Source organism: Rhizobium sp. Leaf453, assembly GCF_001425605.1.
In the GTDB taxonomy this organism is placed as follows: Bacteria; Pseudomonadota; Alphaproteobacteria; order Rhizobiales; family Rhizobiaceae; genus Pararhizobium.
This window is the reverse complement of sequence record NZ_LMRG01000005.1, coordinates 76,776-100,876: the sequence shown is the minus strand read 5'-3', so window position 1 is coordinate 100,876 and position 24,101 is coordinate 76,776. Positions and strand designations below refer to the sequence as shown.

Genomic DNA, 24,101 nt, shown 5'->3' with positions numbered 1-24,101 from the left:
GCGATTAGATCACGATCGGGCACATGATCTGTGCCCCGGAGATGCCAATGCCAAACCTATTGGATGAGACGCCTGGGATGACGGCTTTCGTGCGAACCGTGGAGGCCGGCTCATTTACGGCAGCCGCACGCGATCTGAGCACGACACCGTCGGCGGTCTCGAAAAGCGTGGCTCGGCTGGAGAAAAAAATCGGAACGCGGCTCTTCCTTCGTTCCACCCGAGCACTCACCCTAACGCAGGACGGGCAGGTATTTTTTGAGCGTGTCGCACCGCTTCTGCGAGAACTCGATGCCAGCGATGACGCCATCCGTTCACAGGCGGGACCGTCCGGCAGGCTGCGCATCAGTATGCCGGGCGAGCTTGCTCCGCTATTGCTACCGCAGCTATTCGGCACTTTCGCGAAGAGTTATCCGGACCTCCAGCTCGATGTCGGGCTAACCGATCGCTTCGTCAATCTGGTTCGGGAGGATTATGATGTAGCGCTGCGCGCCGGAAAACCTTTGCAGGAGGATCTGATCGTGCGGCGCCTGGCTGACCTACCGACGATCGTGGTTGCCTCCCCTGCCTTTGTCGAAACATGGGGCCATCCGAAATCCACCGAAGACCTGGCCGGCTTGCCCTTTGTCCGCTACGCGATGGGCGGCACGGTGCAGCCTGTCAGGCTTGCCGACGGTACTGTTTTCACTCCCAAGGGGCGAGTCGATTGCGATACAGGAATTGCGATGATCCACGCCGCGCGCAGCGGGATAGGGGCGGCCTATCTGCTGCGATGCCTAGTGACGGCCGAATTGCAGGCCGGCACGCTCCTCGACCTTGCTCCGGATATCGCGCTTCCGAAGCTTCCGCTCGGCGCCTTGCATGCCTTCGGGCGGACAGTCCCGATGCGCGTGAGACTATTCTGCGACTTCATAGCGAGCGAAGCCAAAATCCTCGCCGACCTTTAGCATCGGCATCAATGAAGACCGATATTGTCGCATCACTCATCAAAGGGGGCTGCGGCGACAAGATCGACCGAAGAAGGAACCTTGTAGTCAGGAACCAGCCGCTCGCCAAAATCCCGCACAAAATTGTCGTAGGTGGTTTCCGGCTGTGTCTTGGCAATGTGGCAAAAACATGCGGTCATTTTTTTCTTCATCCCAAGCCGGGGAAACTCGGTAATGATCGCTCGCACCTCGGACGAAGGAATGAGGCTGTATTTGAGGCCCACGACATCAAAGCAGATTCCGGTCGTGCAAAGTGCGATCTCTGCCTCCTTGTAGAGCCCGATCGAAGGCGTCGAGTTAAGAGCGACGCTGTCCCAGATCAGTTGCGCGCGCCGTCCATCGAGCCCGGCTTCAGTGGCAAAATTTCGAGCCAGATCGGCGGCTTCCACTTCGAAGCGACGAGGCCCCTCAAATCGGTCGTTGAGGGTGATGTCATGTAGTAATGTGCCGACTGCAAGCACTTCGGCGTCGTGCGCTAAATTCTGTATCTCGGCGATCTTCGCCGCAAAGAGCCAGGATCGCATCACGTGATTGAAAAGGTAGGGTTCACAGATATCCCGCGCATACTCAATCGCCCGGTCGACGAGCGGCGTACTGGGAACCAATACATCAGCGAGCATCCGTGTTTGGTTCGAAGTCATGGACATAACCTTCTCGTGGCATTTGTGGTTTGAAGAATTGCGGAGAACGTTGCGCATTGGCACCGTCCACTCTCTGCCGCGAGAGCCGCATGCGATCGACTGTGGGATCGCATGCGGTCGCGTGACTGGCACCTAGGCCATCGCGTGGTCAGTAATCCCAGAAAACAGGTACCCAACGGAAGGCATCTCCGTCGACCGCAACGTGCCCGACCGACGGGAATGGCATATGCGTGGCCACCAGCAGTTCACCTGTTGCCGCCAGCTCTTTTAAAAGTCTGACCCGTACGCGGGCTGCCTCTTCGGGATCGTGCTCGAAGCCGTTGAACCAGTCGGGATGTTCGAAGCCAACCGCGAATACGGCGTCGCCGGCAAACATCAGTCGGTCTTTGCCGGACGCGACGCGCACCACGCTGTGCCCCGGAGTGTGGCCGCCGGTGCGAGAGACGACGACACCTGGAGCCACCTGGTGTTCCTCATCGAACAGTCGCAGCTGGTCATGGTATTCTTCGGCAAACCGTTTGGCGGCCGCACGAAGCGCATCCGGAAAGCCGGGAGGCATCTGGACATGCGTGAAATCGGGCGCCTCCCAGAACTTGACCTCGGCGGCGGCCACGTGAATGCGCAGGTCCGAGCGCAGCTTTTCCTTCACACCATCGACGAGCAACCCGCCAACGTGGTCCATATGCATGTGGGTCAGCACGACGTCGGTCACGGAGCCGAGGTCGATGCCGGCGCTCTCCAGTCGCTGCACAAGCTGCCCAGCCCGCGGCAGGTTCAGTTCGGGATCAAGGCCCAGACCTGCGTCGATAAGTATGACCTGCGCGCCGCTGCGCACCACCACCGCATTCAGCGCCCAGTCGAAAGCTTCCTGCGGCAGGAACATATTGTCCAGCCACGCTGCGCGCTCCGTTGGATTGGCATTGTGCCCCAACATCGTCGTTGGAAGGGGCAGCACGCCGTCGCTGATCACCAGCACTTCAATTTCGCCGACCTTCACCGCATAGCGAGAAGGGACCAGTTCCTGGGTTGCCGGTCGGCCTGCACGTTGCGTGTTTTTCAGGCTCGTGTTTGTCCGCTGGTGACCCATTGTACCGGCGGTTGCTTCTACTTGCGTCATGATGCGCTCCTGTTTTCGGGACTGGAACGTGCCGGGCACGAACCATGCGGCGAAGTGTATTGAGGAGCATTTGGACGGTCGATTGGGTCAAGGCAGAGGAGAGCCTACCCCAGAGGATAGGGTGGCCTTGTTTTTAGTTTACAAGCCCGAAGGTTAAGTAGAGGTCAGATCCGCATTTCCACCACCTGGCATTGCTGGCCAGGGCTCTTCTCTTGACGAGCTGAAATGAAATTTGCCGATTGATCGTTTGGATCAGCTTTCTCGGTCGCTCAGGGCTTTGCGAACGGCCGCAACGAGGGCGTGTCCATCGAACGGCTTTCGTAGAAACCCGTCAATGCCCCGGGCGCGGTCCTGGTCCGCAATTTCATGGCGCCCGGTAATCAGGAAAACAGGCAGCTGCGGATCTGCTTGCCTGACGAGATCCCGAAGTTCGAAACCGTCAGCGCCAGGCATCCCTATATCGCTAATCAAGACTTCGACGCCTTCGAGACCGTAAGCGAGCAGCGCGTCACCCGAGTGGAAGCTTCGCGTTCGGAATTCCGCCGATTCCAGGAGTTCAACCAGCGAAGCAAGCACCGTCGGGTCGTCGTCGACGATCGCTACTAGAGGTTTGTTCATACCGTCCTCCCTAAGGCCCAGTTACCTGGTCATGGCATCTTCGCCACGTCGAGCGGCAGTGTGAAAACGAGTATCGCGCCGAGCGGTTCATTCTTTTCCGCCCATAACTGGCCACCATGCGATTCGATGATCGAGCGCGATATAGCGAGGCCCATTCCCATCCCGTCGTCTTTTGTGGTGAAGAACGGCTCAAAAATCTTGTCCGGGAACTGGATGCCTCGACCCCTGTCCTTGACCTCGATACGAACCATATCCCCTGCCCGGAAGGCCCGGATATCGAGAACACGTTCGCTCGAAACGGAAGCCATCGCATCCATGCCGTTGCGCATGAGATTGACCAACACCTGCTGTATCTGCACCCGGTCGAACGGGACAAGCCGAAGACCGCTCTCGCCCTCGATATTCATGGTGATGCGCCGCCTCCCCGCCTCCTCTGCGAGCAGGTCACGTGCCTGTCTGACGACCGTGCCAAGCTCAGCGCTATCGCGCTTGTCCGTCGATTGCTTGAAGAGGGCACGAATTCGGCTGACGACATCGGCTGCAGAATTGGCACTTTGAACCAGGCGATCAAGCGCCTTCAGCGCGCGTTCGATATTGGGCGGGCCAGCGGTGAGCCATCGCTGGCATGCGCTGGAATAATTCATGACGGCGGAAAGCGGCTGATTTACCTCATGCGCGATCGAGGCCGACAGTTCGGCGAGGCTGGCGGCCTGGCTTGATCGCGTGAGATTTTCCTGTGCGCGGCTCAGCTCCTCTCGCGCGATCACCTGATCCTCGATATCGAGGCAGATACCGTTCCACTGAACGATCTCGCCGTCTCCATTACGCATGGCCGAAGCCCGGGTCTCTACCCAGCGGTACACCCCGTCAAAGCGACGCAGCCGGTGTCTTAGCAAATAGGGTTCGCCAGTCGCTAGTGAATGAGCGTACCGCCGCTTGACCTCAACCAGATCGTCGGGATGGATCACAGCGTCGAGAGTGCCCTCCAGCCGGGTTTTACCCAGACCATCCGTTTCTTCGAGGTTGAGGCCGAGATACTCGCGGAGACGTTTGCTGCGATAGATCGGCTTGCCGTCCGGCAAAGCGCAATAGATCAAAGCAGGCAGCGTTTCAACGAGCTGCTGAAGCTGTTGTTCGCTTTCCCGCAACGCGTCCTGAGTGGCTATGAGGTCATCGATGTCTGAGCTCACGCCATACCACTCGACGATCAGGCCTGCTTCATCCCGTGAGGGATGGGCTCGCGTCTCGGTCCAGTGATAGTTGCCGTCGGCGCGATGCTGGCGATACCTCTGGATATAGGGCGTGCCTGATGCCACGGAACGGAGGAACGCCTCTCGCGCCGCCGCCCTGTCTTCGGGGTGAACGACGCCGAGCGACGCAGATCGATCCGGCGCGGTGATGTCCTCAAGCGTGGCCCCGGTGACCTCGGTGAAAGGCTTGTTGACATAAGTCGGGGTCCCGTCGGCCATCGTGCTCCAGATCAGGGCCGGTACGGAGTCGATCAGTTGCTGCAGTTGGCGTTCTCGCTCGCGCAGCTCAACCTCGAGGGTCCGCGGCGGAGCGTCAATGTCTATGAACGTGCCGTACCAGCCAGCGATCGCGCCGTCCGCGTCATATGTCGGCTGGCCGCTGCTGCGCACCTGACCATAAACTCCGTTCGCACGCGGCATCCGATGCTCGACACTATAGTGCTCGCCCGTCTTTAAACACCGACGCCATGCCTCAGCCGCCGCGTCGTAATCTTCCGGGTGAATAATCCGCCTCCAGCCGGACGAATTGTTGTCCGGCGGCGAATTGAGGCTCTCCAGGCTGGCTTTCAAGGAAGCAAGCGCAGCCGGTGTCAAATAGATAAAATTGCCAATGGCATCGGTCGCCCAGGCATTGCCGGTGATCCGCTCGACCAGCTTCGCGGCTTCTACTGCTTTGGTGCGGGGCGGCTCTTGCGATCCACCGCGCCTATCCATTCCCGATATTCCCGCGAGCTTCGACATGCCTCACCCCGATCCCATGACATCCGAGATCACCGTGGTGCGCCTGAATGTGTGACAGCACCACAGCCATCTGGGGAGAATGGTATATCGAAGCGTCTGGCAGAAACACCTGTGCCGAAGAATAGGGCGAGGTTGGCGAGGCAATACGAATTCGACGGTGGTCGAGGGTATTTACCAAACTCACGCAGCAACGAGACGCAATGGTCGCAAGGTGGGGATTAACGACCTATCAAAGTCCCTCTGAGTGACTTGTCGGGAAGAAACGCGGGCGGTCATCAGGAGATGGCCAGCCCCTCGCTTTCCAACGCCGTCTGGACCGAAGGCCGCGCCAACAGGCGCTTATAGAGTCCATACAGCGGCGTCGGAATTGCGACACCAAACCTACTGGCCCATCGCATCATCACGAACAGATAGAAGTCGGCTACGCTCGGCCGATCGCCGAACAGGTATTCGTCGTGCATCCGGTCGGCTATATACCCGAGGCGATAAGTGATAGAGGCGCTAGCTCCGGATTGTTCTTTCGGATCTGCGCCCGAGAACAGAGATTCGAAGCTCTTGTGGACTTCCGTCGAGAGATACGCCAGGGCCTCTCACCGCTGAGGCCAAGGGCCGGCAGTTCTCCGGCTAGATAGGACAGCACCGCAACGTTCTCAGTGACGACCTCGCCACTACCAAGCATCAGCGCCGGCACATATCCCTTGGCGGTCACCGCGCGGAAATCACCACCGGATGCGGTTATCTTCGTTTTCAGGTCGACGCGTTCGGCTTCGAATTGCGCTTTGCCCTCGATCAGGCAGATGTGGCTCGCCAGGCTGCAGGCGCCAGGCGCGTAAAAGAGTTTCACGACCATTGTCTTGTTCTTCCTTCGGTGTTTTCGGTTTTTCGGCCTGTGGCCGATATTCAGGTGCTGAAGATCGTCCGGATCGACTTCAAGAAAGCGGAAGCGCTCCGCTCGTGTTTGATCGCCGCCGACGGCAAATGGCCGACGTCGTCGGAACTTGCGGACAGTATCGCCGAGACCTCTTCAGCTACTGCCGGGCGGTCAGCGATCAGGTGCGCAAAACTCTCCTGGTCGATCTCATAAGCGGTCACCCGCGTGAGCGCCTGCAGCGCGTAGGTTTCCTGCATTTCTGCGAAGAGGCCCGTCTCTCCGAAAAAGTCGCCCGAGGAAAGCCGCCGCTTTTCCTGCTGGTCGTGCTGCATCGATATCACCCCCGCGCGGACAATCATCATCGATGGCAGCGCCTGCCCCTGCGAGACGATGACATCGCCTTTGCGGTATTCACGCTCTACGCCAGACTGAGCCAGTTTTTCTCTTTCGAGCCGGGTTAGGCTGGAAAAGATCGGATTTTCATCGAGCATCTCCTCTAGGATCTCTTCTCGCGGTCTCCTGGATTGATCCGACTGAATGCCGGAGGCGATGGCAGAAGACGGCATTGCGAGCTGTAGACCGGTGGACCTGCAATGCCGGTAAAAGCGGTCGATCACCTCGTTTCGCGCCTTCATTCTCAGCATCGGATTGCTCACCCGGAAGAACAGGTGGATTTCCAACGCTGTCGCATCCACACCATTTAGCGAAACCAGAGGCGGCGGCTCCCGCATGATCGAATTGCACCCCGCCAGAACCGTCAGCATCGCCTCCTCAACGATCGAAGGAGCGTGCGTCGGCACCACCCGCACCATCATATTGAGCAGATGCGTTTCGTCGGGCCGGCTGACATTGGTCAGCTTCTGCTTCGCAAGAACACTGTTCGGTAGAACCACAATATTGTTGGCGCCCGTCAATATCTGCGTCGAGCGCCAGGTGCTCGCGATGACCCTTCCTTCAGTACCGTCCTCAAGGAGAATCCAGTCGCCCAGCGCGTAGGTATGCCCAAGATTGAGAGCGACACCGGAAAATACGTCGCCGAGCGTGTTCTGAAGAGCAAGGCCGAGCGCAATGGCGATGACGCCGGACGTCGCGATCAGCGTTCCGACCGGGGCGCCGAAAACGAAAGCCAGTGCGGCAAGCGTGGCACACAGGTAAACAGCGCCGACGACGATATCTTGAAGCAAACGGGCCTCGCGCGGCCGGCCTTCCAGAACAAGATAGATCCGCACAAACCCGATGACAGCCCATGAGAGATGAAGCCACCACAGCAACTGGGCGAAGACGATAAAAGCGGCTCGTTCGTCGGCGATGTGCAAACGTTCCGATTGACCTAGGGGAATATCTCCAAGAACGAGGACAGACGTCATGGCGGTGAAAAAGATAATCTGCACCACCAGCCGCAGATTGGAACGTACCGGGCCGATTGCTTTCCACACGGCTATTCCGGCCAGGCCGAGAATGATCAGCCATGCCAACGGCGTCGCGGCGATTTCAACCAGATATGCATGGAGCATGGCGATCATCCCGATATCGGCTGTCAGTAACCAATGCCGGCGATGTAGTTTGCCAGCATATGTTCCTGCAGCTGTTCCTGTTCGAAGAGCACCTTCAGGGCATCACGGATATCCAAGACCCCGAGCGGTTTCGCGTCTGCGCCGAGAACCGGCATGTTCTGGATGCGGTGTTCAACCATGACCTGCCATGCGGCCTGCAATTCGTCGGACGGACTGCAGAAAATGATGTTGCGGCTCATTAGCTTTTCGATGCTGGCGTTCTGCTCGAGATCTGTCAGATGGCGAATAAGGTCGGATTTGCTGAGTACGCCCGCCGCTTTCCCACTTGTTTCGCTGACGACGGCCAATCCGATCCCCGGATTGGAAAGCGTCCGGGCAGCAGACTGCGGCGTGGTGGCGACATTGATCACCATCAGGCGAGCCGATGTCATGGGATAGAGTTTTTCGATGCGCATGGGCCCCTCCTGACGGCGCTGGCTGGCGCAGCCGGGTATGTCAGTATTGGTTATGGTTCGTTCTCGGGATGGCGGCCGTTATCGGTGCCACCTCGAGAACGATGCAAGTGCCTCGCCGGACTACTTTTCGTAGATCGTCAGGTTGGTTTCATCGGTATCGACCACGAACACCGCAAGCAGGCGAGCGCGCTCCGTCTTGCTTGCATTTTCGCTGACGGCATGATGATCGCCGGGAAACTCGGAAAAGTTCTCGCCGGCGTGGTAGACCGTAACTGGCCCGTTATTGACCTGGCTGGTGATCGCTCCCTCCAGTACAGTCGCATAGATAAATGCGGAATTCGGGTGGGTGTGGGCTGGCGATGTGCCGCCTGGCGCGTATTCGACAAGCACGCCCTTCATGCTCTTGCCGGGTACGTTCGGCAGTGGCTGATCAAAGACCACCGTCACCTTTTCATCGCCGCCGTCGTCGTGGGCCAGGACCGCAGGGCTGGTGGCGAATACGAGAGCGGTCGCGAAGAGAAACGTCCTGATCATTTTCTGTCTCCTTATGAGCTTGCGTCTGCCGGCCCCTCGGGCCGGCGAGATTGAGAGGAATTTGCGAGCGCTTACTTCTTCTGTGCGGCGGGGGACTTCAGCCAGTCCTCGAAGCGGATCGCACCGAGGCGAGCGCCGGCATCGGGAACAAGTGTCCGGGCATCGATCTCGACCTCGAAATACCGAGCGTGCGGGTCCGGCACGAGTGTGCGCGGATCGTCGGTCGCCTTGAGGTAACGCGCGATGAACTCGCTCATCGGTGCCCGCTCCGGACCGGCGATCTCGATCACGCCGTTAACCGGCTCGGCCAGAGCGGTATCGGCCATGGCATCGGCGACGTTGTCCGCTGCAATTGGCTGGAAAGCGCCGGTCGGCGCGCGAACATTTGTCCCCTCAGTCGCCGACTGGGCAATGGCCCCAACGAACTCGAAGAACTGCGTCGCATGGACGATCGTATAGGGAATTCCAGAACTCCGGATGTGTTCTTCCTGGCGCAGCTTGGCGCGGAAATATCCCATCGCCTGCATGCGATCGGTGCCGACGACCGAGAGGGCGACATGATGGCGAACGCCAGCGGCCTTTTCTGCGGAGAAAAGGTTGCGGCCGGCCGCTTCGAAGAATTCCATGGCGACTTTTTCTTCGAAGGACGGCGAGTTTGCGAGATCGACTACGACCTGCGCACCGGCCACAGCTTCGGCAAGGCCTTCTCCGGTGACTGTATTTACACCCGAATTCGGAGAGGCAGCCAGCACGTCGTGGCCTCTCTTGCGAAGCCGTTGGACGGTCTTCGAACCAATGAGGCCTGTGCCTCCGATGACGACGATTTTCATGTTCAATCTCCTGGTTTCAAGTTTGAAATTGTGGTTGCAGGGTCGCGCGCTCGCACTACTGTGCGGAGGCTGCTTCCTCGATCAGCGAGGCAATTTCCTTTGGATGGGAGACCGGCAGGGCATGCGATCCGCCCTCGATGACAACGGTCTTCAAGGCTCCTGCGCGCTTCGCCATAAACGCCATAACTGCCGGCGGGATGTTGCGGTCCGCGGAACCGTAAATCGCGTAAGATGGCAGCGTCTTCCATGAAGCGACCCTCGATGGTTCGGCCAATGCGGTCTGCGCGATGGGACGCTGGGTGACCGCCATCAGCTGCGCTTCGCCTTCAGGCACATCGGCGGCGAATTGGTCATGGAACCGGTCCGGCCGGATGTAGAGGTCCTGGCCGCCGCCTGGCAGCGAAGTGGTGGTCAACGCATCGGCCAAGGTGCTGCCGGGAAATTTTGCCGATAGGCTCACGCTGGATTCGCCGGTTTCAGGAGCAAAGGCGGCCACGTAGACCAAGGCCTTCACATTCGAATTTCCGTTGGCCGCTTCGGTGATGACAGGCCCACCATAGGAATGACCGACCAGCACGATCGGTCCCGGGATCGAGCGGAGCACGCTTGCAACAGCAGCAGCATCGCTTGCGACACTGCGAAGTGGATTGGCGGCGGCGATCGCCGTATAGCCGTCCTTGGAAAGGACGCCGATCACGCCGTTCCAGCTCGACCCTTCGGCAAACGCGCCATGCACCAGGACGATCGTCGGCTTTGCTCGCGGTTCCGCGGCCTGTGTGAACGCGGTCCCCGCCGTGCCCACCGCTGCGGCAAGCGCCAGAATTTTGAGAATATTGCGCATCTAATGTCTCCTGTTTGTGCCTTTCGACCGGTCAGGAGAATGCGCTACAGGAGGCCGCCAGCCTATCGAACACAGGCATCAGGCACCTAGTCCCAGAGTACAGGTATGATAGATCGGGTGATTAGACGCCCTGCCTGAACTCACCGCCGCGCAAATCAGTTACGAGGGAGGGTACGTACGGCAGCGATGATGGACGCATAAGGTCGTTGAGCGAGCTCGAAAGTTTCACGCGCCCGGCGAAATGAACGAAGAACAGCAAGCCCGGCGCTGTGCTTCGCGACTAAAACTTTGTGGGGAATGAACGTGAACGTCAGGCGCTCGACGGCAGCGCCCCAACTTCAGGGTTGCGATCTGTCACGCATGCTTGAAGGCAGTGAATCCCAGGCACGGATCAGTTCGCCGACGGAAATGGTCCGCATCTTGCGCATCACATTGCTACGGTGGAGCTTCACGGTGATCTCGCTAATCCCAAGCTCAAACGCGATCTGCTTGTTGAGCCGCCCACGCGCGACTTCGCCAAGGACCTGGCGTTCGCGTGGGGTTAGGGTGGCAAACCGTGTGGAATGCTGCTGGATGTTTTCCGCCTGCGCCCTTTGCTCCACGTCGCGCTGGATACCAGCAATAACGGCGTCCAGAAGGGTCTGGTCCCGCACGGGTTTCGTCAGGAAATCGACGGCTCCGGCCTTCATGGCCTGGACAGTCATCGGGATGTCGCCGTATCCAGTGAGAAACACGATAGGTTTTGTGACCCCACGCGTCGACAGTTGGTGCTGAAGGTCGAGTCCGCTCGCGCCCGGCATGCGGACGTCTAGCACCAAGCAGCCCGGCCGATTGGGAAGGCCGGCGCTCATCAACTCGCGCGGTGAGGGAAAGCAGGCGACATCGAGGCCGACCGATTCCATCAGTTCCTGAAGGGAATTGCGCACATCTTCGTCATCATCGACGACCAGAACCAGCGGACTTTCCGCAGCGACAGTATGTGTATCCATCTGATCAACTCCCAGCACGGCAGTTCATCCGCTCTACTACGCTCGTCGGCGCGCAAGAGACGTCGTTGCAGGCCAAGTCGAAAATATCCTGCATCACTCTAAATCCCCATTTGCAGCTGCGTTGGCGTTTCAGCCTCGCACGGTTGCATTGTCAGCCGCCGCCCATGACCCGCTCTTCCAGCTTTTCAGGACAACTATCATTCTTCTGCTGCACCACCGCGGGACCGCCCCTTCGTCCTGTCCGCGAACCAATTGCGGACGTCGTCGGAAAACTCTGGCGGAGCCTTTGGACCGAACTCGCCGGCGATATCTGCCAGCGTCTGACTGGCAAGCGAATCTCGCATCGCCTTTTCCGCGCGCAGCATCGCTGCGTGGATAGCGCACACGCCTTTCGTCGCCCATGACGGTGGACGCTCCCGATAGACCGCACAGCGCCCTCGAATCTCCTGGCAATCGAACAGAGGCTTCCTGCCTTCGATCGCATCTACGACCTCCAGAACCGTGATATCTCCGGGCGGCTTTGCGAGCAGGTACCCCCCTTTGATACCCTCGGAGGCGGATACGATCCCCGCCTTTTCGAGCTTCGGAAATACCTTCGCCAGAAAACTCGGAGAAATTCCCTGAAAATCTGCCAGGTCGCGACTGCTGAGCGGCGCTTTGGGCGAGCTCGCCAACCATAGGAGACAATGCAACCCGTATTCCACACCTGCCGTCATATGCGCCATAACGCGGACTATAATAGTCCGCGTTATGTTAGGCAAGCATTTATTTGCGGCGTCGGGCGCACCACATCAGCGCCGTTCGGAAGTCAGCAAGCGCTGGAGCCGGAAACGTCCATCAAATGCGATTGCTATTGGCGTTCAGCAATCGGCAGATACATCGTGACTTGCGTGCCAGCGTTGAGGTTGCTTTCGGCGGCAACGCATCCTCCGACTTCCTCGACAAATCGCTTAACCACGGGCAAGCCCAAGCCGCCGAGCCCTGTCGCCCTCGTTGTGAAGAGGGGTTCGAAGGCGCGCTGCAGCGTCTCCGGGCTCATGCCGCAGCCGTTGTCTGCGACTTCTATTGCAACGACCGCCGCATATCCGGTTCTCTCCACGCGTCGGGCAGCAAGTGTAATCGTTCCTCCATTCGGCATGGCGTCGCGCGAATTGGTCAGCAAGTTCATGATCGCGCCTTGCAGACCGATCCTGTTGCAGATCACGGGCGGCAGATCCGGTTCGATGTGCAGGTCGAGCCGGATTTCGGGATGCCAGATGTTTGCGACCAGGTCCCGACACCCTATCAGGCAGCCGGCAATGCTAACCGGTTCGACCGAAGGCTCTCCTTCTCGTGCCCGACGCATCGTCTGCTCCACGAGCATCCCGGCGCGTCGAAGAGATATTCTCGCGCTGACGACGATGGGCAGCAGGCTCGGCTCCGCCTCCAAATGAGCGTTGCGCGAGAGGATGTTCAATGCAGATACGGCAACTTGTATCAGATTACCCAGGTCATGGACCGTAGCATGCAGGGGATCCGGCGGGCTGCCCGTTGCCGCCCCACCGATAACAGAGGCCGGGTATACGCTTCTGGCTTCGAAGCCTGTTTCTGTATGCGACATGAGATCCTCCATGGGCGCAGACGGGCCCAAATCGGTCGGTAACGCGCAGAAAACTAAGGGATAGCGCAGGTGGAATCGATCAAGCAAAAGGTGGGATATAACCATACCGAGGGATAGGTTTCGCGCGGATGATTTTGCACGGTGGAGAGCGACACCGCAACGCGAGCAAACACGCCGAGCTAACCAGATCGGTTGTAGATCCGCGCCAAAAGTTTACCCGCATCCTCCGAGCCGCCAGCAAGTTCGAACTCTCCGTATGGCTGGGCAGTGGTGCGGTCCGTATGGCACCGTTCTCGTCACCAGCGATCTAAAATAGCAAGGTGCGACATGCTATATCATCTGCGCATACGAACATGCTCGGTCCGCCAGTTATTTCCTCTCGGCTTGATCTTTGGGAGCTTGAAGAGTTCCGGTACATCGGCCGGTAACCTGTATCCACCGCCAACGGCGACAAGATCTAAGCGGCGAAAACCGATCCGTCTTTGCCGGGTATTCTCACAGTGCCAGGCGATAGCCACATCATGAAGTGGCTCTCAGCATTGGTCGTCCTCCTGAGCGCCATTCCAGTCTTTGCCCAGATACCATCGCCCGGCATTACACAAGAAGACGCTCCAACCACGTCAGCGCACCGGAAAAAAACGGGGGGCTGGAGGAGCATTTGGAAGTTTCCGATCTTGCCCGCGGGCTGGTAGCTCAGATCGATCAAAAAGCCGAGGCTGCGCTACCCTCCGCGAATACGACACATGACGAACCCTCGACAGGAGATATCGCCCGGGCGGTGACAGCTTGGGAAACAGGGGCCCGCGTCCGACTTCAAAGCATCGTTTCAACGGTACCGCACATTCCCGAAGATATGCGACTGGCCTATCTTCGCCTGCGCGCGGACGCCACGAGTGAAGGTCATGCAACAAAAACAATTGCGCTTTGTCTGCTTGTCGGGTTCGCGACAGCAATAGAATGGCTTGTTCGTCGCAAGTTGTGGCGTCACGGCAAGGGGGTCGAGCACTATCTGCCGACCGCCGTCCTCGCCACATTCACGGCAGCGTTTTTCTTCGCAATCGAATGGCCGCCGCTGGTCCGGCTGGTCGTCGCCTGCTTTCTCGCGGCCTTCATCTCCTATCGTTTCATCGCAGCAGGCATCGCGCACGCCGCCCATCCAGAAATCCACAGGCGGCTAAAGATCATTGCCACCTGGGTTCTGATTGCCATGGCCTTCCTCGCAGCGAGTACGTTCCTTGAGGTGGACGATAGCACCATTAACACGGTAGCCCTTCTCGCCTCACTGCTGACATTGATGCTCGCAATCGAACTCGTCTGGCGCAGGCTTATCCAAAGCATCGCCGTCAGGACGATGGTCAGCCTTTACCTTGCGGGTGTCTGGCTGCTGTGGTGTCTCGATTTCAGGGCTCTGTTCTGGGCGGGCATCTACTTTGTTGTCTTTCCTCCAATGCTGCGCGCGGTCGGTCACGCCATGCAGGAGTACATCGCCACGCATTTCCTGATTGCACCCTCCGACAACCGTAACGTCCTTCTTGTGCGTGGAGCCCGGGCGACAATCATCGGGCTTGCCGTCGCGTGGATAGCAATCGTATGGGAGATAGATGGGCATTTGGTTGGCCAAGGCGACCCGCGAGTGGCAGCCGTGTTTTACGGACTTCTCAAGAGTATCGTCGTGGTGCTGTTGGCGGATCTGGTCTGGCATCTTGCCAAGGCTGCGATCGACCGCAACGTTCCTCCCCCGAGCTCGAGTAGCACGGTTATAGAATTGGAAGCCAATGGCGTCGTCCAGGAAGCCCCGGCTACTCGGCTTCACACCCTTCTTCCAATCTTGCGAAATGCGGTGGCCGTCGTTCTTTTCGTGACTGTTGCTCTCGTCATACTAGGCCAACTCGGTGTCGATATAGGACCCTTAGTCGCCGGAGCCGGTATATTCGGTGTCGCGATCGGGTTCGGTTCACAGGCACTAGTGCGCGACGTGATCAGCGGCATCTTCTACCTGTTCGACGACGCGTTCCGGGTCGGGGAATACATCCAGGCGAAGAGTTACAAAGGCACCGTCGAAGGCTTCAGCCTGCGCTCGGTCAAGTTACGGCACCACCGCGGGCCGCTTTTCACAATTCCCTTCGGTGAACTCGGCGCGGTGGAAAACATGAGCCGCGATTGGTCCAAGGTGAAATTCGTCGTGACGGTACCGTACGCCACCGATATTGAGAAGGCGCGCAAAATTGGCAAGTCGATCGGCCAGGAACTGCTCAGCGATCCGGAACTGGGGCCGCTCTTCATTGAGCCCTTGAAAATGAAAGGCGTCGAGGAATTCGGCGCCTATGGGATCGTTATCAGCTTCGCAATGATCACTTTGCCGACCAGCCAGCAAAGTTTCATCCGCCGCTCAGCCTATGGGATGCTACGCGAAGCCTTCCAGAGAAATGGCATCGAATTCGCTCAACCGTCGGTACAGGTCGGTTCCAGCAAAACACAGGAGGCCCAGGCCGCGGCTTTTCAAGCTCATGAGCTTACAAAGGCAAGCGAGCGGGAACGCCCGGCAGAACCTTAGCTGTTTTTTTGGATTCACCGGTGAACCCCGTGCTCTTGTCGTGGGCTGCTGGAAAAGACATGGAATTCTATGGTCTTGATAGGATTCGAACCATCGACCAAACTCCTCTTAGAGCTAAATAGCTGAAATTGAAGCCGAAGACGCCTACTGACGTGATCGGCGATCGGGTACCCGCGCCGGGCCAGAACTAGTTGCCGCTTCTGCTCGCGGCTCGAATGACTGACGGATGTTCGCGGGTCATCATCGTCGAGAAAATCACCCGCGCTCGGAAAGCTCCTTGCGGTCCGCACGTGACACGTCGCCGTCGATAGCCCTCATTATATCGTGCGGGATGTTGTCGATCGCGGTTATGGAAAGCGCGGAAATGCCTTGAATCTCGAACCTGAAAATGTCCTGTCTATGGAGGAGGGCAAATACACACATACAAACGCAGCGGTCCTCCTTGCAGCCGCGACGATGGTCCGCGACGCCTTTCAAAAGTAGCGTTCGACACTTTATGTCGACCTGGATCTGGTAGTATGCAACATCGTCGCGGCCGAAAGCGAATTGGGCAGCTCATAAGCAGCCCAGCCAACCCAGTCGGCGAGCGTGGATCGGTCAAGATCGACGCCCTGGCAGCTCATGATCTGGGCCTGCCGATAAAGGGGCCTTACCTCTATTAATCTCTATTGAAACATGGGCATTTCTACATCTATAACTTGCAGACATTATTGGGGGGGGTGAAAGCAAATGTTTAAGCGCAGCGTATTGATTGTCGCACTTTCGGCTTTTGCAATATCGACGCCTTCGGTTCCAATAACCAAGCCTGCTGCGGCACAAGGCCTAGCCGGAAGCCTTGCTGGTGGCTCAGTCGGAAGCTTTCTTGAGGGGTTGCGAGCGACAGTCAAGCAAATTGAAGACTCCGCTCATTCTTTGATAGACCACGGAAACATCGCTGCGGCCCAGCAGCAAATGCTCCTCGCCGGCATCCTGAAGCAAACGATCGAACAAATCGCTGCTGCGTATGCCGACAGCCTTGGTAAGACCTTTTCCCAAATTAGCCAGGCAGAGCAAAACACCTTTACTGCGCTCGCAGATCAAGTCGACCAACTCTCCGCCCTCGAAAATGCCACCAATCAGGATATTCAAGCGAGCATCTACAGAGTCCAGGGCGCCGCGAACCAACTCGTTGATCGGTTGCCATTTACAAAGCACTTCCCGATTTTCTACGGCGTGACAGTACGTGACCTCTCGCCAGATAACGGCCAGCAGCCTGCCGATCTGGAAGTCCTTGGTCTTCATCTCTCCGACCCAGAACTCGACCGGAAATTGCCTGTTGTCAAAGTCGCGGGAGAGACTTTGCCTTCCGAGAGCCTGTCTGTACAGGAGGATCGAATTGCGATTCAAATTCCTGACAAAGTGAAGCAAAAAATTGGGTTCGGGAACGGCCCATGCAACCCGCGTAGCACATTTCCGATCGAGTTGGAGGTGTTTTATTCAATCCCACGAGGCTTATGGCCCATCAAGTGGAATGCTGAAAAAAGCATGAAATTCAATGCTAACGCGTTGCCAGGCGCACAATTTTATGACGTGCGGCTGACCTACAACGGAACGAAAACAACGACATCTTTGGTCGATCAATCGTATTCACTGCGCTCTGGTTACAAGAACATGGGTTGTGAGGAGACGACATCAGCCTCGGCGCGTTTCGAAGCCCCCGCGAACGCCACAGAAATTCAATGTAACACAGCGTGGGTAGATTCCAGCAATGTGGGTAGTTCTTCTGATAACTGTGCAATAGGTGGTACCGTTGTGACGGCTACCGGGAGCATGCGCGGCAGAAACAGAGACTGCATCGGCGGTGGCTTGGTACCGAAGGTATGCAACTGCCCTGGCGGTGGCCACGGGTACCTTCAACTCTCAGGAACTTACAAGGTACCTTCAACGACAAATTCCGAACTCAAGGAGGTGGCAATTGGGACATATACTTTCAGGGAAGGCAACAGCCTCCCAGTTTCGCTGTCACTAGATTCACAGGTCCGAAACCCACAAGTTGACGCGACGATCTCCCGCCGAGCGTGCTCAACATCACTTGATCATATCCGCATTTCTATCACGTCTCCAACTCTTCGCTATCAGCAAGGCTCGGACAATGGCCGGTTTGAGGCGTTACTTTGGAACGGTCAGATCACGATCAAAAATAAGTAGAGGGCTCTTGGATTTTCCTGCCGCAACGCACACTGCACCGGCTAAACATTTTTGATCCCAAGTTAAGCGGTGGTATCGAGTTCCGCTGGATCTATTCAGGGGCGATCTTATCCCATCCATGAGGAATTTGTTCAAGTTTTGACGGACTACGAAGCAGCAAAAACAACCATGCGAGAAAGAGTGTGACTACAACCCCGGGCATCGCACCGAATAAAATCGGCGTGTACCATGAGATTTCGACTCCGTGACCCCCACAAATTCCCGGTGGCGTCTCCATTGTCATAAGGCGCAGTTGACTCTGAGACGAGGGCAGGTTGATAAGCCGCCATTGGCCACCGGGATAATGAATTGGGGAAACTCCCGGGGCTGTCTGCTCACATATCGTACCTTCGTTCGCGACGATCATGGAACGACCGATGCCGGCGAGCGGAACGATGATTAGCATTAGAACAACGGCCAGCTGAAATATCCGGCCCTCAACGCTGCCAGTTTTCAGTCCATCGAGCATGACGACGGGGATGCGCTCATGCCAAGCCCGCCCGTGACGCCGTGCATAGACCATAGCGATCGTAAGCGCGAGGCACATCAAAAACGAACCCACAATTACGGAGAAATAGCCGATGATAGCCACGCCATCCTTTTCGGCGTCGGCAAGAAACTTCGCGCCAAAAATATCGACGCCGCCCTGGATGGTGATCACGCTGCCGACCACATAGGCAAAGCAGCCGAGGCATAACCATTTCCAAAGCGTTGTCAGATGTTCTTTCGTCATCCTCCCCCCCTCGCCTCTAGTTACCACCGGTTCGATTGAATAAGCGGCTCTTTGCGATCCCGGTTCGCCTTTCCAATCCCGCCGTTCATGCTGACAAACTGGTGGACGGATCACCGCAATTGCCCGCTATCAAACTTTCAGATAGTCCGTTGCGTCGAGACCCGCTCTGCGTCATGCGGTCGATCCTGTCGATCACGATGCGAGTCACGAGCCGACCGGATCGGCCAGTGGATCATACATTTCCTCCACCAGTTTAGCGTCACGCTATCGCTTCAATCAGGGAATGCGACTGTATTGATGCATGTCCGTGCAAATTTTTCCTACAAACCACCCCGACCGCGAAGATGCTTCGCACGCGCCTTTAAGGGATATGTTACTTCGACCCCGTTGTTCCGCAGCTTTGTCTAAGTTTCCAATCGGCGCAACTGCTTCCTCTCCAGGATGGCAATATGCGGCCGAAAGCCGACTGGCACTTTTGCGTGACTGTAGCCGGTAGCGTAGACAGGAGCTACCCGGAACAATGCTGGTCGGCTATCGTTTTCTCGAAATGGTCCAAGACGACTTGATGATAAGGTTCGAAGAAAGAGGGAAAGGCGAGCCGCTCGTGCTTGTCCATGGCTTGGGCGGAACGGCCCGCTCTTGGGACCTGCTCGCCGATGAACTGGTCAGGCACCGCCGGCTCGTCGTGCTCAATCTTCCGGGCCATGGAGGCTCTCCGACAACCACCCAAACGTCCACCTTTGATGGCCTGGTCTGCGCTGTCGAGCATTTTCTGGAAACGGAAGGGCTGCAGGCCGCTGATGTCGTGGGTAGTTCGCTCGGCGGCCGTATTGTCCTGGAATTAGCCCGCCGCGGCAGCGTGCGTTCGGCCATCGCATTCGATCCCGGCGGTTTCTGGCATGGCTGGGAGACGAACTATGTCTTCGCCAGCCTGATGGCCACCATTAAGCTCATAAGGGGACTGGGCCGTTACCGACGCGTTCTGGCCGGTCGGATCGCCCGCGGGGTGGCTCTCAGCCAGCTATCGCACAAGCCTTCTGTTCTTTCCCGCCAGTTCATCGAGCAAGAGATCCAGGGTTGTGCGGACGCATCGAATTTCGAAGCCATCGCCCGCGACCTGACCTCCATGTCAACGCAGGCCGGACCTCGGGCGAGCAGCGTTTCGTCCGTGGCCATCGGCTGGGGCCGACAGGACAGACTCTGCCTTCCCCGGCAAGCCATCCGCGCGAAGGCGGCCTTCCCCGGTTCGACGCTGCACTGGTTCGAGGAATGCGGCCACTTTCCGATGTGGGACCAGCCGGCGCTGAGTGGTGCCTTCATCCTCACAAGTCTGAAAAACCGCAACGAGAAATAATCGCATAAGGACCCCGCTGTGTGAATCCGCGATCGCGTCCTCGCGGCATCCGGCGCAGTCTTTCATCTACCAGAGCTCTTGACTTTCCGGCCTTCAAAATCCAAAGTTGCAGACATAGGCCGTTTATCCTTGGGGGCTGGGATGAGGCAGTTGTTTCGAGCAATAATTGCGGTTTTTTCGTTTTCAGTGTTCCTGGTGTACACTGCCGACGACGTCGAAGCGTTCAGCCTGAAGAAGCTAATTCACAATCCAGGGCGGGCAATCTCCGACGCGCTCGGCGACGTTGCCGGCGGCGTCGGTGGTATACTGGGGCAAGGCCTCAATGGCCTGGCGGCGCCGACGATCCACACCGCGACCGAAGACATGCGAAAGCTGCTCAACGAGGCGGCGGAGAAAGCCGACCAGACCGGCACCACCCTTATCGTTAAGGTGCAGGCGGCGGCGTCGACCTTGATCGGCCAGACGGGAGAGGAGTATCGGCGCAGGTTCGACGAGACCATCGTTCCGCTGCTCGCGTCCGCCGACCGGCTCGTTCAGGACAAGATCGAGGATGTCGACCGGCGGCTTGATCAAAAGATCGGCGCCTTGGAGATCGTCGCTGTCAAGACGATCCAGACGGCGGAAGATTCTTTCGTGAAGATCGTGCGATATTTCGCGATTCTCGTTTGCATCGCCGCTCTTATCTTCGTGATTTCATACATGATCGTGACGCGCAGCCCGCGGCGGATTTTCTCCTCCCGGTTTGCCGTGCTCAGCATCGCGACCTGCTGCGGCACCGCGGTCGTCCTAATCGCCGTCTCGTCCTGGCTCAGCCCGCCCGCTGGCGATCTCGTCCAAAAAATGGCGCGGGATTTCGAAAGGTCGACGGCCCGGGCGATTGCCGCGGGGCAGCTCGATCAGGCGGTGGCGTTTTCCAAGCAGCTCACCGTTCTCGGCCCGACCGATCTGAGATATCAGGCGCTGCACGATATAGCGTCTATCCAACGCGACATCCTCAGCCGGCCGGCGAGCTACCGCACCGCCTTCGGCGCCAACGACCTTCTTGTCGAGGTAGAGCGACTCACCGAGTATATGACTCATCCGGAAATGGACGCCAGCGACCCCGTCTCGGGTCTGGTGCGCCAGGAATACAATGCCACGGTTGCCGTGCTGATGTGGCAGCTGGCCCGCGACTCGTCATCGCGCGACTCCGCCCTTTGCGCCGCGATCGCAAGCTTAGACGAGGCAGCCGCATTGGCGCGGGCCGAGCAGCCGAAGGGCGATCCGAACGCGGGTAAGGCCGCGCGCGGCACGCCGTTCTTATGGCTAGCGAGCAATTATCTGCGTTGGCAAACCAAAGTTTATAACAATTTCTCGGTTTCCTGCGAAGAAACCCGATCCGGTAAAGCACACGAATACGATCAGGCGGGCATCGCCGACCTACTCGGCAAGGTGCTGCCTGCAAAGAGCGTTTCGCCTTCCATCGTCGCGCACATCGTGCGGTATAACGAATATGCCACGGACTATTACGCGACCGCCTCCGAGGCCTATACGCGAATGGTTATCCTCGACATTGACGTGCGCAAGCGTCTTTCGAGGAACTCCGAGCTGAGTGAGGACATCAGGGACCGGATCAGGCGTAGAGACGAAGCGGCTGGGAGCATCGATGCTGCATGGAGCGGCTTTCTGACTGCCGTAGGCCAGGACACACGCTTGAAGGCAAGCGATATCTCCTTGGCAAGTACCGGATTTCCCGTGGCCTTTGCCCTAAGAGCCAACGCGTTCAAAGCATCGCAACCCGTAACCGAGGGGACCGCGGTATCGAGTTTTCCTGACGTGCCGGCCTATGGCGGCGCTTGCGCGGAATATGCGAAGGCGCGCCTCGGTCCGGCTGTTGACCTGAGCCAGCTCCCCTCCGACCAGGCGTCCGGGCTGGTTGCGGAGTTTCGGCCGAATGTCGGCGTGTTCGTCTGTGCCGAGGCGATGGCGGCCGGGGCGGCCCTGCAGAAACTGGAAGGGCTTCTTACGGCGACGCTACACCAGGATACGGGCACCACCGCGAAGAGTATCAAGGTCGCCAAAGACGAGTTCGGAGGGATCATGACCTCCCTGGCCGTCTGCATGGATTTGAAGCGCGAACCCAACATCAGTTTCGAGGTCTGCCAGGATCCTCAAAAGAGGACCGATCTGGCCACCTGGCTGCTGAAGGAAGGCAGCAACGAGGACCCCGGCGACCAGCCGTGGCTGCAATACGCAATGGTACGATGAGGCAGTCCTACGACGCCCATGCCGGGCGGTCCGCAGCTGGGGAAAGCTTATGCTTGAGGGCAGTGGAATTCTGGAGCGACCGAAATCGACGGTGGAGGAGGTTTTCTTCCGGACCGAAGATGCAAGGACGCTGAGACTGCGGCGACGTCCCCCTGCGTCGAAGGATGATCTCGGCCCGCTTCTGCTCGTCCACGGCGCGGGTGTCCGCAGCAATATCTTCCAGCCGCCGCGGCCCGGCAATATCGACGAGGCTCTCTCCAGGGCGGGCTTCGACGTCTGGAACCTGGATTGGCGGGCGAGCATCCAACAGCCGCCGAACGAGTGGACGCTTGATGAGGCGGCGGTGTTCGACTATCCCGCAGCGGTCGCGACGATCCTCGAACATACCGGCGCGTATACGCTCAAGGCGCTGGTGCATTGCCAAGGCTCGACGAGCTTCATGATGTCCCTAGTGGCCGGGCTTTTGCCGCAGGTGACGACGGTCGTCTCCAACGCAGTCTCGCTTCACCCCGTCGTGCCCGGTCCCGCGCGCCTGAAAGCGCTCTATGCGGTGCCGGCACTCGGCCGTTTTCTGCCCTATCTCAATCCGCAATGGGGCATCAGCGCCCCATCGGGCTGGCCGCAGGTGTTCGACTTCTATGTCCGGGCCACCCGGCACGAATGCAACAACCCGGTGTGCAAATGGTCCTCCTTCACGTTCGGCTCCGGCGCACCGACCCTGTGGAGGCACGAAAACCTGACGGCGGACGTGCACGAATGGCTGAAGGGCGAATTCGCCCATGTTCCGATGACCTTCTTCCGGCAGATGTCGAGATGCATCGCGGCCGGGCACCTAGTTTCGACCGGCCGGTTAAACGACATCCTGCCTGCAAGCGTCGTGGAACGGCCGCCGAGGACGGACGCGCGCGTCGTCCTGCTCGCCGGGCAGTTCAATGCGTGTTTTCTGCCGGCGAGCCAGGCGCGAACCTACGATTTCCTCGATCGCCATGCGCCGGGCCGGCACGGATGTTACGAACTGGCAGGTTACGGGCATCTCGATGTGTTCATCGGCAAGGACGCCCCGAACGCGGTATTCCCACTCATTATCGATGAATTGTCCCGAGGTTGACACCATGGCGCGTCCGGCACGGCAGAAGGAACTTGAAGGACGGCACGCCTATGTGGATGGAATTCGCTATGTCATGCCAGTGGATTCATGGCAGGCGGCGGCCGTCATCGCGGCCTTTCCGTGCAATTACGAGGCGGCGGCGGCGCTGATACCGGACGGTTACGTCCGGCCGTTCCGGCTGTGGAAAAATGCGCTGCTCCTCGTCACGGTGATCGACTACCGCAAGACGGATATCGGGTCCTACATCGAATATTCGATTGCGATCGCCTGCACCCGCGGCGGCCGACCGCCGCCGCGGCTTCTGCCCGCGCTGTTCCAGCGGGCCTACGGTACTGGCCAGTTCGTCGTCGATCTTCCCGTTTCCACCGAGGTGTCCGTCAAGGGCGGGAGAGGGATCTGGGGCATGCCCAAGCATCAGGCGAATCTCGATTTTGCCGAAGGACGGGCCTGGGTGAGCGCGCAATACGACCTCGATGGGCGAATGGTCAGCCGCTTCGATGTCAGGGTCCCGCGGCGCTTCCCCATACCGCTCGACATGGGGGCTGCGAACTATTGTCAGTTCCGCGGCATGATTATGCGCTCGTTCATCTATTTCCAGGGCAAGGCCGGTGTCCATCTGATGAAACCGGGCTCGGCACGCTTCATCCTCGGCGATCATCCGCGCGCCGAAAAGCTGCTGTCGCTCGAACATTGCCCCGATCCGGTCTTTGCCGCCTACATTCCCGACGTGCGCGGCATGCTCGACGATTATTTCGACTGCTGGTTCGTGACGCCCAGGGAGCGCCCGGAACACCCCCTCGGCGAGGGGCTGGAGGCCACCTATCCGCTCGGCTACGGCCAAACGCGGCTGCCGCCGCCGGCCCGCGACGCCGGCTTCGACCTGGACAAGGAGTGA

The 24,101-nt window shown here is 58.6% G+C and carries 22 protein-coding genes and 1 pseudogene; 7 read left to right on the top strand and 16 right to left on the bottom strand.

The genetic code is table 11. The annotated features are described in order from the left end of the window. Positions 1–47: 47 nt before the first annotated feature. Entirely contained in the window at positions 48–944 is an 897-nt protein-coding gene (locus tag ASG68_RS08285; RefSeq protein ID WP_062609334.1) for a LysR family transcriptional regulator, read from the top strand. Positions 945–976: 32 nt separating this feature from the next. On the opposite strand, the gene ASG68_RS08280 is transcribed toward ASG68_RS08285, so the two are convergent. The 14 genes from ASG68_RS08280 to ASG68_RS08220 form a co-directional block, all read right to left on the bottom strand. Further along, complete coding sequence (locus tag ASG68_RS08280; protein WP_062609487.1) at positions 977–1,624, bottom strand: HD domain-containing protein; 648 nt, start codon at positions 1,622–1,624, stop codon at positions 977–979. A 148-nt stretch (positions 1,625–1,772) separates the two neighbouring features. Further along, entirely contained in the window at positions 1,773–2,711 is a 939-nt protein-coding gene (locus tag ASG68_RS08275) for an MBL fold metallo-hydrolase (RefSeq protein WP_062609332.1), read from the bottom strand. Between the two features lie 282 nt (positions 2,712–2,993). After that, the gene (locus ASG68_RS08270; protein ID WP_062609330.1) at positions 2,994–3,359 is read right to left on the bottom strand and encodes a response regulator transcription factor; all 366 of its coding nucleotides are present in this window, start codon (positions 3,357–3,359) and stop codon (positions 2,994–2,996) included. Positions 3,360–3,388: 29 nt separating this feature from the next. After that, complete coding sequence (locus ASG68_RS08265; protein WP_082553966.1) at positions 3,389–5,350, bottom strand: PAS domain-containing sensor histidine kinase; 1,962 nt, start codon at positions 5,348–5,350, stop codon at positions 3,389–3,391. 275 nt (positions 5,351–5,625) lie between these two features. Continuing rightward, the gene (locus ASG68_RS32215; protein ID WP_244484145.1) at positions 5,626–5,811 is read right to left on the bottom strand and encodes a glutathione binding-like protein; all 186 of its coding nucleotides are present in this window, start codon (positions 5,809–5,811) and stop codon (positions 5,626–5,628) included. An 8-nt stretch (positions 5,812–5,819) separates the two neighbouring features. Continuing rightward, positions 5,820–6,200, bottom strand: a complete 381-nt coding sequence (locus tag ASG68_RS32210) for a hypothetical protein (protein ID WP_244484144.1) — start codon at positions 6,198–6,200, stop codon at positions 5,820–5,822. 50 nt (positions 6,201–6,250) lie between these two features. Continuing rightward, positions 6,251–7,735 carry a mechanosensitive ion channel family protein gene (locus ASG68_RS08255; protein WP_062609485.1) on the bottom strand — a complete coding sequence of 495 codons (1,485 nt, stop codon included), beginning with the start codon at positions 7,733–7,735 and terminating at the stop codon, positions 6,251–6,253. A 23-nt stretch (positions 7,736–7,758) separates the two neighbouring features. Continuing rightward, positions 7,759–8,190: a CBS domain-containing protein gene (locus ASG68_RS08250; protein WP_062609328.1), complete on the bottom strand. Its 432-nt coding sequence runs from the start codon at positions 8,188–8,190 to the stop codon at positions 7,759–7,761. Positions 8,191–8,310: 120 nt separating this feature from the next. After that, positions 8,311–8,724 carry a cupin domain-containing protein gene (locus ASG68_RS08245; protein ID WP_062609327.1) on the bottom strand — a complete coding sequence of 138 codons (414 nt, stop codon included), beginning with the start codon at positions 8,722–8,724 and terminating at the stop codon, positions 8,311–8,313. A gap of 71 nt (positions 8,725–8,795) precedes the next feature. Next, a complete protein-coding gene (locus ASG68_RS08240) occupies positions 8,796–9,554 on the bottom strand; it encodes an SDR family oxidoreductase (protein WP_062609325.1) in 759 nt (252 codons plus the stop codon). Between the two features lie 55 nt (positions 9,555–9,609). Then, a complete protein-coding gene (locus tag ASG68_RS08235) occupies positions 9,610–10,395 on the bottom strand; it encodes an alpha/beta fold hydrolase (protein WP_062609323.1) in 786 nt (261 codons plus the stop codon). Between the two features lie 338 nt (positions 10,396–10,733). Then, a complete protein-coding gene (locus ASG68_RS08230) occupies positions 10,734–11,384 on the bottom strand; it encodes a response regulator transcription factor (protein ID WP_062609321.1) in 651 nt (216 codons plus the stop codon). 197 nt (positions 11,385–11,581) lie between these two features. Then, positions 11,582–12,109 (bottom strand): RrF2 family transcriptional regulator, encoded by a 528-nt coding sequence (locus ASG68_RS08225; protein ID WP_062609319.1) that lies wholly within the window; start codon positions 12,107–12,109, stop codon positions 11,582–11,584. Between the two features lie 125 nt (positions 12,110–12,234). Further along, the gene (locus ASG68_RS08220) at positions 12,235–12,984 is read right to left on the bottom strand and encodes a sensor histidine kinase (RefSeq protein ID WP_162247270.1); all 750 of its coding nucleotides are present in this window, start codon (positions 12,982–12,984) and stop codon (positions 12,235–12,237) included. A gap of 658 nt (positions 12,985–13,642) precedes the next feature. Here ASG68_RS08220 and ASG68_RS08215 point away from each other — a divergent pair. After that, positions 13,643–15,538 (top strand): mechanosensitive ion channel family protein, encoded by a 1,896-nt coding sequence (locus ASG68_RS08215; protein ID WP_244484143.1) that lies wholly within the window; start codon positions 13,643–13,645, stop codon positions 15,536–15,538. Between the two features lie 551 nt (positions 15,539–16,089). Here ASG68_RS08215 and ASG68_RS31240 read toward each other — a convergent pair. Then, a pseudogene (locus ASG68_RS31240) lies at positions 16,090–16,185 on the bottom strand (IS66 family transposase); the annotation flags it as partial. An 82-nt stretch (positions 16,186–16,267) separates the two neighbouring features. On the opposite strand from ASG68_RS31240, the gene ASG68_RS31235 reads away from it, so the two are divergent. Further along, positions 16,268–17,725: a hypothetical protein gene (locus tag ASG68_RS31235; protein WP_156384837.1), complete on the top strand. Its 1,458-nt coding sequence runs from the start codon at positions 16,268–16,270 to the stop codon at positions 17,723–17,725. Positions 17,726–17,816: 91 nt separating this feature from the next. Here the strand turns inward: ASG68_RS31235 and ASG68_RS08205 are convergent, their stop codons facing one another. After that, positions 17,817–18,497: a hypothetical protein gene (locus tag ASG68_RS08205; protein ID WP_062609313.1), complete on the bottom strand. Its 681-nt coding sequence runs from the start codon at positions 18,495–18,497 to the stop codon at positions 17,817–17,819. Between the two features lie 520 nt (positions 18,498–19,017). On the opposite strand from ASG68_RS08205, the gene ASG68_RS08200 reads away from it, so the two are divergent. From ASG68_RS08200 to ASG68_RS08185, 4 genes are all read left to right on the top strand, one after another. Next, the gene (locus ASG68_RS08200) at positions 19,018–19,851 is read left to right on the top strand and encodes an alpha/beta fold hydrolase (protein ID WP_244484142.1); all 834 of its coding nucleotides are present in this window, start codon (positions 19,018–19,020) and stop codon (positions 19,849–19,851) included. Positions 19,852–19,992: 141 nt separating this feature from the next. Then, entirely contained in the window at positions 19,993–22,098 is a 2,106-nt protein-coding gene (locus ASG68_RS08195) for a hypothetical protein (protein WP_156384836.1), read from the top strand. A 49-nt stretch (positions 22,099–22,147) separates the two neighbouring features. Further along, positions 22,148–23,206 (top strand): alpha/beta fold hydrolase, encoded by a 1,059-nt coding sequence (locus ASG68_RS08190; protein WP_062609309.1) that lies wholly within the window; start codon positions 22,148–22,150, stop codon positions 23,204–23,206. A 4-nt stretch (positions 23,207–23,210) separates the two neighbouring features. Beyond that, positions 23,211–24,101 (top strand): acetoacetate decarboxylase family protein, encoded by an 891-nt coding sequence (locus ASG68_RS08185; protein WP_062609307.1) that lies wholly within the window; start codon positions 23,211–23,213, stop codon positions 24,099–24,101.